Genomic DNA, 13,158 nt, shown 5'->3' on the forward strand with positions numbered 1-13,158 from the left:
TGGCTCGTCGCACGGGGGACGAAGGACGGTCGACCGGCCGGGGATCAGGCCCGGCCGGTCGACCGGGGCCGTCACTCCTTGGCGAGTGCGGCGTCCATCTTCTTCGCCAGGTCCTTCGCGACCTGGTCGACCGGCTCGGAGCCGTCGAAGGCGCTCGGGAGCAGGTTCGTCTCGAGGGTGTTCCACGCGGCGGTGTTCTTCGACACCGGCAGCGGCTTGGCGTACTCCACTGCGTCGAGGAACACCTGCAGGTCGGCGTCCGGCATGGTCTTGGTGAAGGCGTCCTGCGTCCCCGTGTACGCGGGGATGACCGCGCCCATGTCGCCCTGCTGCTGCTGAGCGGGCTTGGAGGCCAGGTAGGCCTGCAGCGCCTGCGCCGCAGCCTTGTTCTTCGATCCCTCGGCGACGACGTTCGAGACGCCGTGGATGACCGTGGCCCGCTCCTTGCCCTTCGGCAGCGGGTACGCAACGACGTCCTTCTCGATGTCGCTGCCGATCAGCGCCGAGCGGAACCAGCTGCCGCCCTGGTACATCGCGACCTTGCCCGAGGTGAACCACTGGTCAGCGGTGGTGTCCGTGAGCTGCTTGATGGACGGGGACGCGCCGGAGGCGATCAGGTCGGTCCAGAACTGCAGGCCCTCCTCCGATGCCTTCGTGTCGTACTCCGACTGGGCGCCGTCGAGGACGGAACCGCCGGCCTGGAAGATCGTGTCGTAGTAGGTCGTCTGGCCGTCCATGCCGGCAGCGGCGCCGTACGCGCCCTTGCTCTTCAGCTTCTCGGACAGCTCGGCACCGGTCTTCTGGAAGTCGTCCCAGGTCCAGTCCTTCGACGGCATCGCGACGCCGGCCTGCTCGAACAGCGACTTGTTCATCCACACGCCGATGGTGTCGAAGTCCTTCGGGACGCCGTACTGGGTGCCGTCGTACGTGTAGAGCTTGTTGAGCGCCGACGAGTAGTTCTTCGGGTCGATCGCGCCCGACTTGACCTCGTCGGTGATCGGGGCGAGCTTGCCGTTGCCCGCGTACAGCTGGAAGTTCGGGCCGTTCATCCAGAACAGGTCGGGCAGCGTGTTGCTCGAGCCCTGCGTCTGCAGCTTCGTGAAGTAGCTGGCGTACGGGGTGACGTCGACGTTGACCTTGATGTCGGGGTACTTCTCGTTGAAGCCGGAGATGTTGGCCTTGATGGCCTTCACCTGGTTCTGGTCCCAGACGGCGTACGTCAGGTTCGCCTTGGTGTCCTTCGCGACCTCGCCGGAGCCGCCGGTGCTGCCTGAGGACGAGGTGCTGCAGCCGGCGAGGAGCGCGACGGCGCTGACGGCGGCGGCGAGACCGAGCAGTGCGCGGCGTCGGCCGCGGCCCGGGCGGGCGGTGGGAGCGGTCATCGGGTGGTCCTTTCGGGAACGGGGGTGGTCGCGAAGTGCCGGAGGGTCGCCTCCGGCAGCGTGGGGACGTCGATGGGCTCGGATCCGCTGCGGAGCGAGCGGGTCGCGAGGGCACCGGCGGCGACAGCGGCACGTGCCGCGATCGGCGAGAGCGAGGTCGGTTCGCCGAGGGCGACGCTGCGCAGGAACTCGGTCATGGTGAGCAGGTCGGCGTCGGCGTGGCCGTCCTCGACGCCGTCGATCGGGTACTCGTGGTCGCCCTGGACGTCCCACCCGCGACGGTGGTTCCAGACCTTCACCACACCGCCACCGGTGTCGCCGATGTTCTCGAGTCGGCCCTCGGTGCCGATGACCGTGTAGTTGCGCCAGTAGTCCGGCGTGAAGTGGCACTGCTCGTAGCTCGCCTGCACGCCGTTGTCGAGCGTCATCATGACCATCGAGACGTCCTCCACGTCGACGACGGGGTTGAGACCGGTCTGCTCCAGCGGCGGCCAGTTGTCGTACGAGAACCAGTCCCCCATCAGCTCGCCGCTGCGGTCGCGCCGGTCGGTGACGTCGCCGTACACCGACAGCGTGCCCATCCCGACGACCCGGCTCGTGTACCCACCCGCGAGGGCGTGGATGACGTCGAGGTCGTGGCTCGCCTTCTGCAACAGCAGCGAGTTCACCTTCGTGCGGTCGGCGTGCCAGTCCTTGAAGTAGTAGTCGCCGCCGTTGCCGACGAAGTGCCGGACCCAGACCGCCTTCACCTCGCCGATCTCACCGCGCTCGATGACCTCGCGCATCAGGCGCACGACGGCGGCGTGCCGGAAGTTGTGTCCGACGTAGAGCGGCGTGCCCGTCTCGGCCGCGACGTTCAGCACGGCGTCGGCGTCCTCGACCGTGATGGCCAGGGGCTTCTCGAGGTAGACCGCGATGCCGGCGCGGAGCAGGTCGATCGCGATCTCGGCGTGGGTCCAGTCCGGGGTGGTGACGATCGCGGCGTCGACCGCACCCACGAGGTCGCGGTGCGACTCGACGACGCGTGCGTCGGGGTACTCGGCGTGCCCGCGTGCCCGTCCGTCGGCGGTGACGTCCGCGACGGCGGTGACCCGTGCCTCCAGGTCGGGGTTTGCGGCGACCGCCTCGGCGACGTGCTGCGCGATGGCGGACCGCTGGCCCATCCCCACCACGGCGACGCGGAGGGGGGTGTTCGTGTCGAGGGTCATCTCGCTCCCTTGCGTGATTGTGACGCCCATGATGCCGAATCGATCATGAATGCACAATAGGCGCTCACGGATCGCTCACGGAAGCGAGATGCAAGGGTTTTACACGCCGGTAACGTCCGGCGGAACGGGACGCGTCCGGCCGCTCAGTCCGCGACGACGAGCTGGACGCCCGCGCTGGCGAGCTCGGCGGCGAACGCCGGAGGGACCGGCTGGTCCGTCACGAGTGCATCGATCCGGTCGAGGGGGCAGATCCGGGCGAAGGTCGCCCGTTCGATCTTGGTCGAGTCGGCCACGACGATGACGCGACGACCGACGGACGCGAAGTGCCGGCTGACCTCGGCTTCGCCCTCGTGCATCGTCGTCGCACCGTACTGCCCGCTCAGGCCGTCGACGCCGAGGACCACGACGTCCAACGCGAACTCGTCGAGCGTGTCGCGGACGAGCGGCCCGACGAGCTCGTACGACTGGCGGCGTGCGACCCCACCGGTCACCACGATCTTGACGTTGGCGCGGACGGAGAGCTCGTACCCGATGTTGAGGGCGTTCGTGACGATGGTCACCCCGTACTCGCCGTCGGCCCGGGTGAAGCGCTCGCTCTTGCCGAGCTCGCGCGCGACCTCGGTCGTGGTGGTCCCACCGTTGAGACCGACCGTGTCGCCCGGGTGCACGAGCCGCGCCGCTGCGCGGGCGATCGCGGTCTTGGCCTCGGCCTGGCGGGCGATCTTGTACTGCAGCGGCAGCTCGTACCCGGCGCCGAGCGCAGCGGCTCCCCCGTGGGTGCGTGTCACGAGCCGCTGGTCGGCGAGCGTCGCCAGGTCCCGACGGGCGGTCGCCGGCGAGATCCCGAGCATCTCGCCGATCTCGGCGATGGACACGTTGCCGCGCTCGCTCACGAGTTCGAGCAGGGCGTTGAGCCGCTGTTGCGGAGTCATGACGGCCATCCTATGGCGTCGCCGTGCGCACGCCGTGATCGGTAATGACGTTTTGCCCTTCCGTTGCGCACGATCGCTCGCTACGCTTCCTGATCATCGATCACCGAGATCGACCCGGACGGAAGGCACCTATGACCGACACCTTCGTGAGCGCCGAACTGGCCTCGCAGCCCGAGACCTGGCGCGCAGCAGCGGCGCTCCTGCCGGACTTCGCGGATGCACTCCCCCAGGCCGGTGAACGCGTGGCGGTCGTCGGCTGCGGCACGAGCTGGTTCATCGCGATGAGCTACGCCGTCGCCCGCGAGCAGGCCGGCCTCGGCGTGACCGACGCCTTCGCCGGCTCGGAGTACCCGCCCACCCGCGAGTACGACCGCGTGGTCACCATCAGCCGCTCCGGCACCACGACCGAGATCGTCGACCTGCTGCAGGCCCTGCCCGGGCAGCGGACGGTGCTCATCACCGCCGTCGCCGACAGCCCGGCCGCTGCGGTCGCCGACGACGTCATCGCCCTGCCCTTCGCCGACGAGCGTTCCGTCGTGCAGACCCGGTTCGCCACCACGACGCTCGCACTGCTGCGGGCATCGATCGGCGACGACGTCGACGCACTCGCCACCCAGGCCGAGGTCGCCCTCGCGCTGCCGATCGACGACCTGCTCGACGCCGAACAGGTCAGCTTCGTCGGACGCGGTCCGGCGGTGGGCCTGACGTTCGAAGCGGCGCTCAAGACCCGCGAAGCGGCACAGTTCTGGGCCGAGTCGTACCCGGCGATGGACTACCGGCACGGCCCGATCGCGATCGCCCAGCCCGGACGCCTCGTCTGGTCACTCGGCGCCGCTCCGGAGGGCCTCGCCGACGAGGTCGCTGCGACGGGCGCACGGTTCGTGCAGCACGACCTCGACCCGATCGCCGGGCTCGTCGTCGTGCACCGCTTCGCCGTCGCCCTGGCCGAGGGGCGCGGGCTCGACCCCGACAACCCCCGCTCGCTGACCCGTTCGGTCATCCTCACCTGATGTCCGCGGCAGGCGCGATGCCGCCGTCCGCCGCAGGCGCGATGCCGCCGTCCGCCGCGGGCGCGGTGCTCGGCGTCGACGTCGGCGGCACGGGCATCAAGGCCCGGAGGACCGATGCCGACGGAACCGTCCTCGGCGAGACCCGGCTGCCGACGCCGCGCGACGACCACGACGCCACGCGGCTCGCGGGCGTCGTGGCCGACCTGGCCGAGACGGCGCTCGCGCACGGACCCCTCGACGCGGTGGGGCTGGTGACACCCGGGGTCGTCGACGAGTCGACCGGACGGGTGGTGCTGGCCGTGAACCTCGGGTGGCGCGACGTACCGGTCCGCGATGCCGTGCGCGATGAACTCGCACGGCGCGGCCTACGCGTTCCCGTCGCGTTCGGGCACGACGTCCGGGCCGGTGCCCTGGCGGAGACCACCCAGGGAGCAGCGGTGACGGGTGCGAACGCCCCCGCCGGTGCCGGTGCCGGTGCCGGCGCCGCCCTGCGCCGGGGATCCGTCGCGTTCGTCCCGGTGGGCACCGGCCTCGCCAGTGCTCTCGTCGTCGACGGTGCCGTCGTGCCGGGCGACGGATGGGCGGGGGAGATCGGTCAGGTCCGCATCACCTCCGGGCCGCACGCCGGACTCCGGGTCGAGGAGATCGCATCGGCCGGGGGAGTCGCACGCCGCTCCGGCTCTGCGTCCGCACACGAGGCGATGCTCCGGGTGCGGTCGGGCGACCCTGCCGCGACCCGCGTCTGGGACGAGTGCGTCGACGTGCTCGCGGATGCGCTCGTGTGGACCACGGCGGTCGCCGGGTGCCACACGATCATCGTCGGCGGGGGACTCGCGGAGTCAGGCGCGCTCCTGTTCGACCCGCTGACGTCCGCCGTCGCCGAGCGCACGGCCGGCCTCCGGACCCCGGCGATCGTCCCGGCCCGCCACGGTGACGCGGCGGGTGCGATCGGCGCCGCACTGCTCGCACGACGGGCCGGTCTCGCGTCCGACAGCTCGCGGCACGAGGTGTCGGTGTGACCGCCCTCGTCCGCGCGCCACGCATCGTCACCGCCGACGCCGATCTGCACGACGGCTGGTTGCTCGTCGACGACGGCCTCGTCAGCGCGACCGGCTCCGGCGCGGCGCCCACGACCGAGACCACGACGAGTGTCGAGGGGACGATCGTGCCGGGGATCGTCGACCTCCACGCCCACGGTGCCCTCGGACACGACTTCGCCAGCTGCTCGGCGGACGACGCCCGGGCCGCCGCCGCACACCACCGCTCGCGGGGCACCACGGCACTGATAGCCTCCATCGCCACCGGGCCGGTCCAGGACACCGTCGACGCCCTCGACCGGTTGCGCCCCCTGGTCGCCGACGGCACGCTCGCCGGGCTCCACCTCGAGGGCCCCTGGCTCGCGCCCGCACGTCGGGGCGCCCACCGCCCCGACCTGCTGCACCACCCCACCCCGGCAGAGGTCGACGCCTACCTGGCAGCGGCGGACGGCGCCCTCCGCGTCGTCACCCTCGCGCCGGAACTCCCCGGAGCCCTCGACACCATCACCCGACTGGTGGCCGCGGGCGTCGTCGTGGCGATCGGCCACACCGACGCGACCGCCGACCAGGCTCGACGGGCGGTGGACGCCGGTGCGACGCTCGTCACCCACCTCTTCAACGGCATGCCGCCGCTGCACCACCGTGCTCCGGGCCCCGTCGGCGTCGCACTGACCGACGAGCGGCTCCTGCTCGAGTGCATCGTCGACGGGCACCACCTCGACCCGACCGCGGTCGACGTGGTGCGTGCGGCCGCTCCCGGCCGCCTCGTGCTCGTCTCCGACGCCATGTCCGCCACCGGGTGCGGCGACGGTGACCACACGATCGCCGGGTCCGCCGTCTCGGTCCGTGGGGGAGTCGCCCGCCTGGCGGACGGATCATCCCTCGCGGGCAGCACGATCACGGTCGCCGACGCCGTCCGCCGACTGCTGACCGCCGGTGTGCCGGTCGCCGAGGTCGTCGCGGCCGCAGCGGTCCGCCCCGCACGGCTGTTGGGCCGACCGGTACCGCTCAGCGTGGGCGCGCCCGCCGACTTCGTCGTGGTCGACCACGACGGCCGCACGACCGCCCCGACCGTCCCGATCGGCGCGGCGCGGGCAGTGCCCGCGTCCGCGCACCGATCCACATCACAGGAGGCAACGCCGTGATCCTCGTCGTGACCCCGAACCCCGCGGTCGACGTCACCTACCGGGTCGCCGAGCAGCGCATCGGCGAGACACGACGCGTGCTCGACGTCGCCCGCCGCCCCGGTGGCAAGGGCCTCAACGTCGGTCGCGTGCTGGCGGGTGCCGGGCTCGCGACGCACGCCGTCCTGCCGCTCGGCGGCGCGCCCGGCCGCTGGGTCGCCGATGCGCTCGACGGCCTCGGCCTCTCGCACAGCGACGTCGCGGTGGCGGAGGAGACGCGCACCACCGTCACCGTCGTCGACGACCTCGCGCACCCGACCATGTACGGCGAGCCCGGCCCGGTCGTCGCGGTCGACGAGTGGGACGCCGTGACCGCCGTGGTCGACCGGCTGCTCGCCGGTCCGGACTGCGCGGCCCTCGTCGTGTCGGGCTCCCTGCCGAACGGGGCCGACCCCGCCGTGGTCGCCGCCTGGGTGAGGGCCGCTCGCCGCCACGGTGTGCCGAGCATCGTCGACTGCTCGGGCGGGGCGCTCCTCGCCGCCGCCGACGCCGGAGCGACCATCTGCAAGCCGAACCGGTCGGAACTGCTCGAGGCCACCGGCACCGACGACGAACGGGCCGGGGCGCTCCGGCTCCTCGACCGCGGTGCCGGCGTCGTCGTGGTCTCACGTGGCTCCGACGGGATCGCCGCACACACCCGCGCGGCCGTCCTCGAGGTCCCTGCCGTCGCCGGCGTGACGGGCAACCCGACCGGCGCGGGCGACGCGGCGACGGCGGGCCTCGTGATGGCGATGGTCCAGGCGCAGACGGCCCGTTCGACTCCCGTCGTCGACGAAGCAACCCTCCGTTCCGCCGCCGCCTACGGTGCGGCGGCCGTCCTCCGGCCCGTCGCGGGCGAGGTCGACGCCGCCGCCGTCCGACGCTTCCTCCAGTCCTCCACCCAGCGCGCCGAACCCGCGTCCCCGGACGCCCGAACCAGGAGCACCGCATGATCACCGACCTCGCCCTCACCGGGCTGCTCGACGCCGCCCGCACCGACCACCGCGGCGTCGGCGCGTTCAACGTCGTCCTGCTCGAGCACGCCGAGGCGATCGTCGCCGGCGCCGAGCTCGCCGGCCTGCCGGTCATCCTGCAGATCAGCGAGAACTGCGTCCGCTACCACGGTGGTCTCGCGCCGATCACGACCGCGACGCAGGCCATCGCACGATCGGCGGACGTCGAGGTCCTGGTGCACCTCGACCACGTCGAGGACCGCGCCCTCGTGCTCGCTGGCATCGACCTCGGCGTCGACTCGATCATGTACGACGGCTCCCACCTCGACTTCGCGGCGAACGTCGCCGCCACGCGCGAGCTCGCCGCGGCCTGCCACGCGGCGGGCATCGCGATCGAGGCTGAACTCGGCGAGGTCGGCGGCAAGGACGGGGTGCACGCTCCGGGAGTGCGCACGGACCCGGTCGACGCGGCCGCGTTCGTCGCCGACACCGGTGTCGACGCCCTCGCCGTCGCGGTGGGGACCTCGCACGCCATGCAGACACGCGAGGCCTCGGTCGACCGGTCGCTCGTGGAACAGCTCCGTACCGCCGTGCCGGTCCCCCTGGTCCTGCACGGCTCGTCGGGGCTCTCCGACGACGAACTCCGCGGGGCCGTCCGCGCCGGCATGGCCAAGATCAACATCTCGACCCACCTGAACGGCCTGTTCACCCGGGCACTGCGCGAGGTGCTCGACGAGCGACCCGACCTCGTGGACCCGCGCAAGTACGTGGCGGCCGGCCGCGACGCGATCGCGACCGAGACCGCGCGCCTGCTGACGCTGCTGCACGGCTGACGCTGCTGCTCGGCTGACGCTGCTGCCGGGTTGATGCCCGGCGGCCGTCAGCCGTGGCCGTCAGCGGCGGCCGTCAGCAGAGCGGGACGTTCACCGCCAGACCGCCCATCGCGGTCTCCTTGTACTTCGTCGACATGTCGGCCCCGGTCTGGCGCATCGTCTCGACGACCTGGTCGAGCGACACGTGGTGCACGCCGTCGCCCCGGAGTGCCATCCGGGCGGCGTTGATCGCCTTGTTCGCCGCGATCGCGTTCCGCTCGATGCACGGGATCTGCACGAGACCGCCGATCGGGTCACAGGTCAGCCCGAGGTTGTGCTCCATGGCGATCTCCGCCGCGTTCTCGACCTGCTCGGGCGTCCCACCGAGGACCTCGGCGAGCCCGGCGGCCGCCATCGACGCCGCGGAGCCGACCTCGCCCTGGCAGCCGACCTCGGCGCCGGAGATCGATGCCCGTTCCTTGTAGATGGAGCCGATCGCGCCGGCGGTGAGGAGGAACCGCACGACGGTGTCGTCACGGTTCGCAGGGGTCACGGTCGGCACGTAGGTGAGCGCGTAGTACAGGACGGCGGGGATGATCCCAGCCGCACCGTTCGTCGGTGCGGTGACGACACGGCCGCCCGTGGCGTTCTCCTCGTTGACGGCCATGGCGATCAGGTTCACCCACTCCATCGCGAAGAGCGGGTCGTGCTCGGGGTCGTCGCGGGTGAGCTGGTCGTGCCAGTTCGCCGCGCGACGGCGGACGGTCAAGCCGCCGGGCAGCGTGCCGGAGCGCTCGACGCTCCGGTCGACGCACGACTCCATGACGTCGTGGATGCGGAGCAGCCCGTCACGGACCGCGTCGCTGCTGCGCGTGGCGGTCTCGTTCGCCAGGGCCACACCGCTCACCGGCAGCCCGGATGCCGAGCACGCGGCGAGCAGCTCGGCGCCGCTCGAGAACGGGTACGGCACGGCGTCGTCGACGGGGATCGCAGCCTCGGCCACGTCGCCCGCGCGGTCTTCGGCCACGTCGGACCCGCGGTCGCTCGTGATGAAGCCGCCGCCGATCGAGTAGTACGTCTCCTCGGCGAGGGTCGCTCCGGAGGCGTCGTCGGCGCGCAGCCGCATCGCGTTCGGGTGCCGGGGGAGCATCGTGAGGGGGTGCAGGACGATGTCCGCCAGCCGGAACGGCACCGTGGCGCCGCCGGCGAGCCGGAGCACCCCGGTCCCCTCGAGTTCGGCGAGCGCAGCGGTCATCGCGTCGGGGTCGACGGTCTCCGGATCGGCGCCCATCAGACCGGCGACGACGGCCCCGAGGGTGCCGTGCCCTTGTCCGGTCGACGCCAGGGAGCCGTAGAGGTGGACGGCGACCGACGCCACGGGGGCGTCGACCAGCTGCGCGGCGAAGCCTGCACCGGCGCGCATCGGCCCGACGGTGTGGGAACTCGACGGACCGATCCCGATGCTGAACAGATCGAATACGGAGACCGGCACCACGCCACACTAACCCGTCCGGACGGGGGAGCGGTCAGCGGCCCCGGCACGGGATCAGCGCCGCGAGCCCTGGTTCGGCATGAGGATCCAGAGGACGACGTAGGCGATCCAGAGCGGGCCGGGGAAGAAGCTCAGGATGACCCAGGCGATGCGGACGAAGGTGCGGGACCAGCCGAAGCGGTCGGCGATGCCGGCGCAGACCCCGGCGAGGAGTCGACCCTGGCGCGGGCGAGTGAGTGTGCTCATGACGTCGACGGTACGGACCAGCCGACCCCGACCACATCCGGGGGACACCCTGAACCGAGGTGGGGACAACCCCACCTTTGTCCCCACCTCGTCAAGGTGGACCGCTCCATCGGCATGTCAGTGGGAGACTGGAGGCATGCCCATCCTCAACAAGGACATGCAGGTCTGCATCTCACTCGCCGCTCGGCCGAGCAACATCGGCACCCGGTTCCACAACTTCCTCTACGACGAACTCGGCCTGAACTTCGCCTACAAGGCGTTCACGACGACCGATCTGCCGGGCGCCGTGACCGGCATCCGCGCCCTCGGGATCCGCGGCTGCTCGGTGTCGATGCCCTTCAAGGAGGCGATCATCCCCCTGGTCGACGTGGTCGAGGAATCAGCGGCCGCGATCGAGTCGATCAACACCGTGGTGAACGACGACGGCGTGCTGACGGCCTCGAACACCGACTACGAAGCCGTCGCGGCGCTGCTCGCCTCGCACGCGGTCGACCCGTCGGCCAGCGTCCTGCTACGCGGATCCGGCGGGATGGCGAAGGCCGTCACCGCGGCCTTCCGGGGTGCGGGCTTCGACGAGCTCACCATCGTCGCTCGCAACGCTGACACCGGGCCCGCGCTGGCGCGCCAGTACGGGTACGAGTGGGTCGCCGACGAGCGGGACGCGTCCTCGGCGGACGTCGTCGTGAACGTCACGCCGCTCGGCATGCGCGGCGATCAGCAGGACGTGCTGGCCTTCGAGGAAGAACGGATCGAAGCGGCCGAGACGGTGTTCGACGTCGTGGCGTTCCCCTCCGAGACACCGCTCGTCCGCGCCGGTCGCACGATGGGCAAGCGGGTCATCACGGGCGCCGAGGTGATCGCGCTGCAGGCAGCGCGTCAGTTCGAGCGGTACACGGGCGTCGCCCTGACCGAGGACCAGGTCCGACGGGCGAGCGAGTTCAGCCGGGCCGAGTGACGGCGTCGCGGACGTGACCGGGTGACGGACTGGAGGCGCGGGGCGGGCCCGCGCCGCGCCTCCAGTCCGACTCGTCATCCGTTCTCGGCGCGACCCGCCGCGACCCAGCCGAGTCGCCGCAGCGTCTCGCGGTTCCGGATCCAGATCATCGGCTGCATGATCACGTTCGGCACGTGGGCGCCCGGTCCCGCCACCGCGTTCTCGACGATCGTGACCTTGCAGCCACGAGCGTGCGGCTCGACCGTCAGCGTGACGCGGGCCTCGCCGATCGGCCAGCCCTTCGGCTGGATCACCATGCGGTGCGGCGGGTCCCACACCAGTGAGGTCGTGACGTCGTCGATCACGAACGGCCACGACCCGAACGAGTGGTGCAGGTGGGTGCCCACCTGCGGCCAGCCGGCCTCTTCCTTCCGCATCCGTGAGGCCCCCACGACCCAGGTCGTGTAGAGCCAGCCGTCGCCGAGCACGTCGAAGACGGCCTCGGGTGTGGTGTGCAGGATGCGGACGTTCTTCGCCATGGGTCACTCCTCCGGTGCGAGTTGGACGTCTCCGGGAAGTCCGAACGTGTGGCGGAGCGCGCTCCGCGCGGCGTGCCAGCCGGCCATCCCGTGCACGCCCGGGCCGGGCGCGGACGCCTCGGAGCACAGGTACATGCCGCCGCCCATCCGCCACGGATCGGATGACAGCAGTGGCCGCTTGACGAGCTGCCAGAAGCTGGCGGCACCCGCCGCGATGTCCCCGCCGACGTAGTTCGGGTTGTACTCGGCCATCTGCACGGCGGTCCGGCTGCTGGACTGCAGGATCGTGTCGCGGAACCCCGGCGCGAAGCGCTCGATCTGCCGCGTGACCGCTTCGGTCTGGTCGACGTCCGACCCCGCGGGGACGTGCGCGTACGCCCAGAAGACGTGCTTGCCCCTCGGGGCACGGCTCGGGTCGACCACGGTGGGCTCGGAACCGAGCACGTACGGCCACTCGGCGTGCTGGCCGCGGGCGACGGCACCCTCGGCGGCAGCGATCTCCGCGCGCGTCCCGCCGATGTGCACCGTGCCGGCCTTCCGGAGCGCCTCGTTCGTCCACGGCACCGGGTCGGACAGGGCGAAGTCGACCTTCGACGCCGCGTTGCCGAACCGGAAGCGGCGGAGCGCTCCGCGTCGGGGCGTCGGGATCTGCTTGCCGGCGATCCGGAGCATCCCGGGGACGCTCGTGTCGAACAGCACGGCCTTCGCCGGGGTGAGGTCGGCGAGCGAGTGCACCTCGCGCCCGGTCTCGATCCGGCCGCCGTGCGCGACCAGGTCCGCGGCGAGCGCGTCGACGATCGCCTGGCTCCCGCCGATCGGCACCGGCCAGCCCCGCGCGTGGGCGTAGGCGCCGAGCGAGAGGGCGGCAGCCGCGGTCGCCAGCGAGGGCAGGTGCTGGATCGAGTGCGCCGCGACTCCGGACACCATCGCCGGCGCGACCTCGTCGCGGAAGCGCAGGTTCCAGGCGCTCGTGCCCTGCTCGAGTGCCCGCAGCCCGAAGCGCAGGACGCTCAGCGGGTGCCGCGGCACGTGGAGCAGGGCGTCGGTGGCGAAGTCGGCGACCTGGTCGGCGTTGCCCGACAGGGGTCGCATGAGCTGGCGGAAGGCCCGTCCGTCGACACCGAGCTCGTCGGCGGTGCGGTCGAGGTCCTGGTACGCGATACCAGCACGTCCGCCGTCGAGCGGGTGGCCGTACTGCACCTCGGGGAGCCGGAGCTCGATCCGGTCCTCCAGTCGGAACAGCCGGAAGAACTCGGACTGCAGCGCCATCGGGTGCACGGCGGAGCAGACGTCGTGCAGGAAGCCGGGCAGGGTCAGCGGAGACGTCCGTGCACCGCCGCCGATCGTGTCGTTCCGCTCGACGACCTCGACGGACAGTCCAGCGCGCGCGAGGGTCACCGCGGCCGCCAGCCCGTTCGGTCCGGCTCCGACGACCACCGCATCCACCATG

13 protein-coding genes are annotated in these 13,158 nt (G+C 72.0%); 6 read left to right on the top strand and 7 right to left on the bottom strand.

All coding sequences use genetic code 11. The features are described from left to right. Positions 1-71 precede the first annotated feature (71 nt). The 3 genes from BIU96_RS02295 to BIU96_RS02305 form a co-directional block, all read right to left on the bottom strand. The gene (locus BIU96_RS02295; RefSeq protein ID WP_071290994.1) at positions 72-1,382 is read right to left on the bottom strand and encodes a sugar ABC transporter substrate-binding protein; all 1,311 of its coding nucleotides are present in this window, start codon (positions 1,380-1,382) and stop codon (positions 72-74) included. Continuing rightward, positions 1,379-2,590, bottom strand: a complete 1,212-nt coding sequence (locus tag BIU96_RS02300) for a Gfo/Idh/MocA family protein (RefSeq protein ID WP_071291075.1) — start codon at positions 2,588-2,590, stop codon at positions 1,379-1,381. The genes BIU96_RS02295 and BIU96_RS02300 overlap by 4 nt, the downstream gene beginning before the upstream one ends. Positions 2,591-2,733: 143 nt before the next feature. Continuing rightward, entirely contained in the window at positions 2,734-3,522 is a 789-nt protein-coding gene (locus tag BIU96_RS02305) for a DeoR/GlpR family DNA-binding transcription regulator (protein WP_071291076.1), read from the bottom strand. 131 nt (positions 3,523-3,653) lie between these two features. On the opposite strand from BIU96_RS02305, the gene BIU96_RS02310 reads away from it, so the two are divergent. From BIU96_RS02310 to BIU96_RS02330, 5 genes are read left to right on the top strand one after another with little or no spacing between them, the layout of a single operon-like run. Beyond that, positions 3,654-4,532, top strand: coding sequence for an SIS domain-containing protein (locus BIU96_RS02310; RefSeq protein ID WP_071290995.1), 879 nt, complete (start codon positions 3,654-3,656; stop codon positions 4,530-4,532). Then, positions 4,532-5,551 (top strand): ROK family protein, encoded by a 1,020-nt coding sequence (locus tag BIU96_RS02315; protein ID WP_217642226.1) that lies wholly within the window; start codon positions 4,532-4,534, stop codon positions 5,549-5,551. Before BIU96_RS02310 ends, BIU96_RS02315 begins: the two co-directional genes overlap by 1 nt. Beyond that, positions 5,548-6,714, top strand: a complete 1,167-nt coding sequence (gene nagA / locus BIU96_RS02320) for an N-acetylglucosamine-6-phosphate deacetylase (protein ID WP_071290996.1) — start codon at positions 5,548-5,550, stop codon at positions 6,712-6,714. The genes BIU96_RS02315 and nagA overlap by 4 nt, the downstream gene beginning before the upstream one ends. Further along, positions 6,711-7,685: a 1-phosphofructokinase family hexose kinase gene (locus BIU96_RS02325; protein ID WP_071290997.1), complete on the top strand. Its 975-nt coding sequence runs from the start codon at positions 6,711-6,713 to the stop codon at positions 7,683-7,685. Before nagA ends, BIU96_RS02325 begins: the two co-directional genes overlap by 4 nt. After that, positions 7,682-8,518, top strand: coding sequence for a class II fructose-bisphosphate aldolase (locus tag BIU96_RS02330; RefSeq protein WP_071290998.1), 837 nt, complete (start codon positions 7,682-7,684; stop codon positions 8,516-8,518). The genes BIU96_RS02325 and BIU96_RS02330 overlap by 4 nt, the downstream gene beginning before the upstream one ends. A 73-nt stretch (positions 8,519-8,591) precedes the next feature. Here the strand turns inward: BIU96_RS02330 and BIU96_RS02335 are convergent, their stop codons facing one another. Further along, positions 8,592-9,989 carry an L-serine ammonia-lyase gene (locus tag BIU96_RS02335; RefSeq protein WP_071291078.1) on the bottom strand — a complete coding sequence of 466 codons (1,398 nt, stop codon included), beginning with the start codon at positions 9,987-9,989 and terminating at the stop codon, positions 8,592-8,594. 54 nt (positions 9,990-10,043) lie between these two features. Beyond that, positions 10,044-10,235, bottom strand: a complete 192-nt coding sequence (locus BIU96_RS02340; protein WP_071290999.1) for a PspC domain-containing protein — start codon at positions 10,233-10,235, stop codon at positions 10,044-10,046. Positions 10,236-10,371: 136 nt separating this feature from the next. Between BIU96_RS02340 and BIU96_RS02345 the strand changes: the two genes are divergently transcribed. After that, complete coding sequence (locus BIU96_RS02345; RefSeq protein ID WP_071291000.1) at positions 10,372-11,190, top strand: shikimate 5-dehydrogenase; 819 nt, start codon at positions 10,372-10,374, stop codon at positions 11,188-11,190. 74 nt (positions 11,191-11,264) lie between these two features. On the opposite strand, the gene BIU96_RS02350 is transcribed toward BIU96_RS02345, so the two are convergent. Both BIU96_RS02350 and BIU96_RS02355 read right to left on the bottom strand, forming a co-directional pair. Continuing rightward, positions 11,265-11,708 (bottom strand): SRPBCC domain-containing protein, encoded by a 444-nt coding sequence (locus BIU96_RS02350; protein WP_071291001.1) that lies wholly within the window; start codon positions 11,706-11,708, stop codon positions 11,265-11,267. A 3-nt stretch (positions 11,709-11,711) separates the two neighbouring features. Further along, positions 11,712-13,157 carry an NAD(P)/FAD-dependent oxidoreductase gene (locus BIU96_RS02355; RefSeq protein WP_071291002.1) on the bottom strand — a complete coding sequence of 482 codons (1,446 nt, stop codon included), beginning with the start codon at positions 13,155-13,157 and terminating at the stop codon, positions 11,712-11,714. Position 13,158 lies beyond the last annotated feature (1 nt).

The sequence above is a fragment of the Curtobacterium sp. MCBA15_008 genome, assembly GCF_001865065.1.
Taxonomy (GTDB): Bacteria; Actinomycetota; Actinomycetes; order Actinomycetales; family Microbacteriaceae; genus Curtobacterium.

Bases quoted from the DNA above. Each gene is read 5' to 3' on its own strand.
- BIU96_RS02315 (WP_217642226.1), top strand. From the start codon at position 4,532: ATGTCCGCGGCAGGCGCGATGCCGCCGTCCGCCGCAGGCGCGATGCCG.
- BIU96_RS02345 (WP_071291000.1), top strand. From the start codon at position 10,372: ATGCCCATCCTCAACAAGGACATGCAGGTCTGCATCTCACTCGCCGCT.
- BIU96_RS02305 (WP_071291076.1), bottom strand. From the start codon at position 3,522: ATGACTCCGCAACAGCGGCTCAACGCCCTGCTCGAACTCGTGAGCGAG.
- BIU96_RS02300 (WP_071291075.1), bottom strand. From the start codon at position 2,590: ATGACCCTCGACACGAACACCCCCCTCCGCGTCGCCGTGGTGGGGATG.
- BIU96_RS02310 (WP_071290995.1), top strand. From the start codon at position 3,654: ATGACCGACACCTTCGTGAGCGCCGAACTGGCCTCGCAGCCCGAGACC.
- BIU96_RS02340 (WP_071290999.1), bottom strand. From the start codon at position 10,235: ATGAGCACACTCACTCGCCCGCGCCAGGGTCGACTCCTCGCCGGGGTC.
- BIU96_RS02330 (WP_071290998.1), top strand. From the start codon at position 7,682: ATGATCACCGACCTCGCCCTCACCGGGCTGCTCGACGCCGCCCGCACC.
- BIU96_RS02350 (WP_071291001.1), bottom strand. From the start codon at position 11,708: ATGGCGAAGAACGTCCGCATCCTGCACACCACACCCGAGGCCGTCTTC.
- BIU96_RS02355 (WP_071291002.1), bottom strand. From the start codon at position 13,157: ATGGTGGATGCGGTGGTCGTCGGAGCCGGACCGAACGGGCTGGCGGCC.
- BIU96_RS02295 (WP_071290994.1), bottom strand. From the start codon at position 1,382: ATGACCGCTCCCACCGCCCGCCCGGGCCGCGGCCGACGCCGCGCACTG.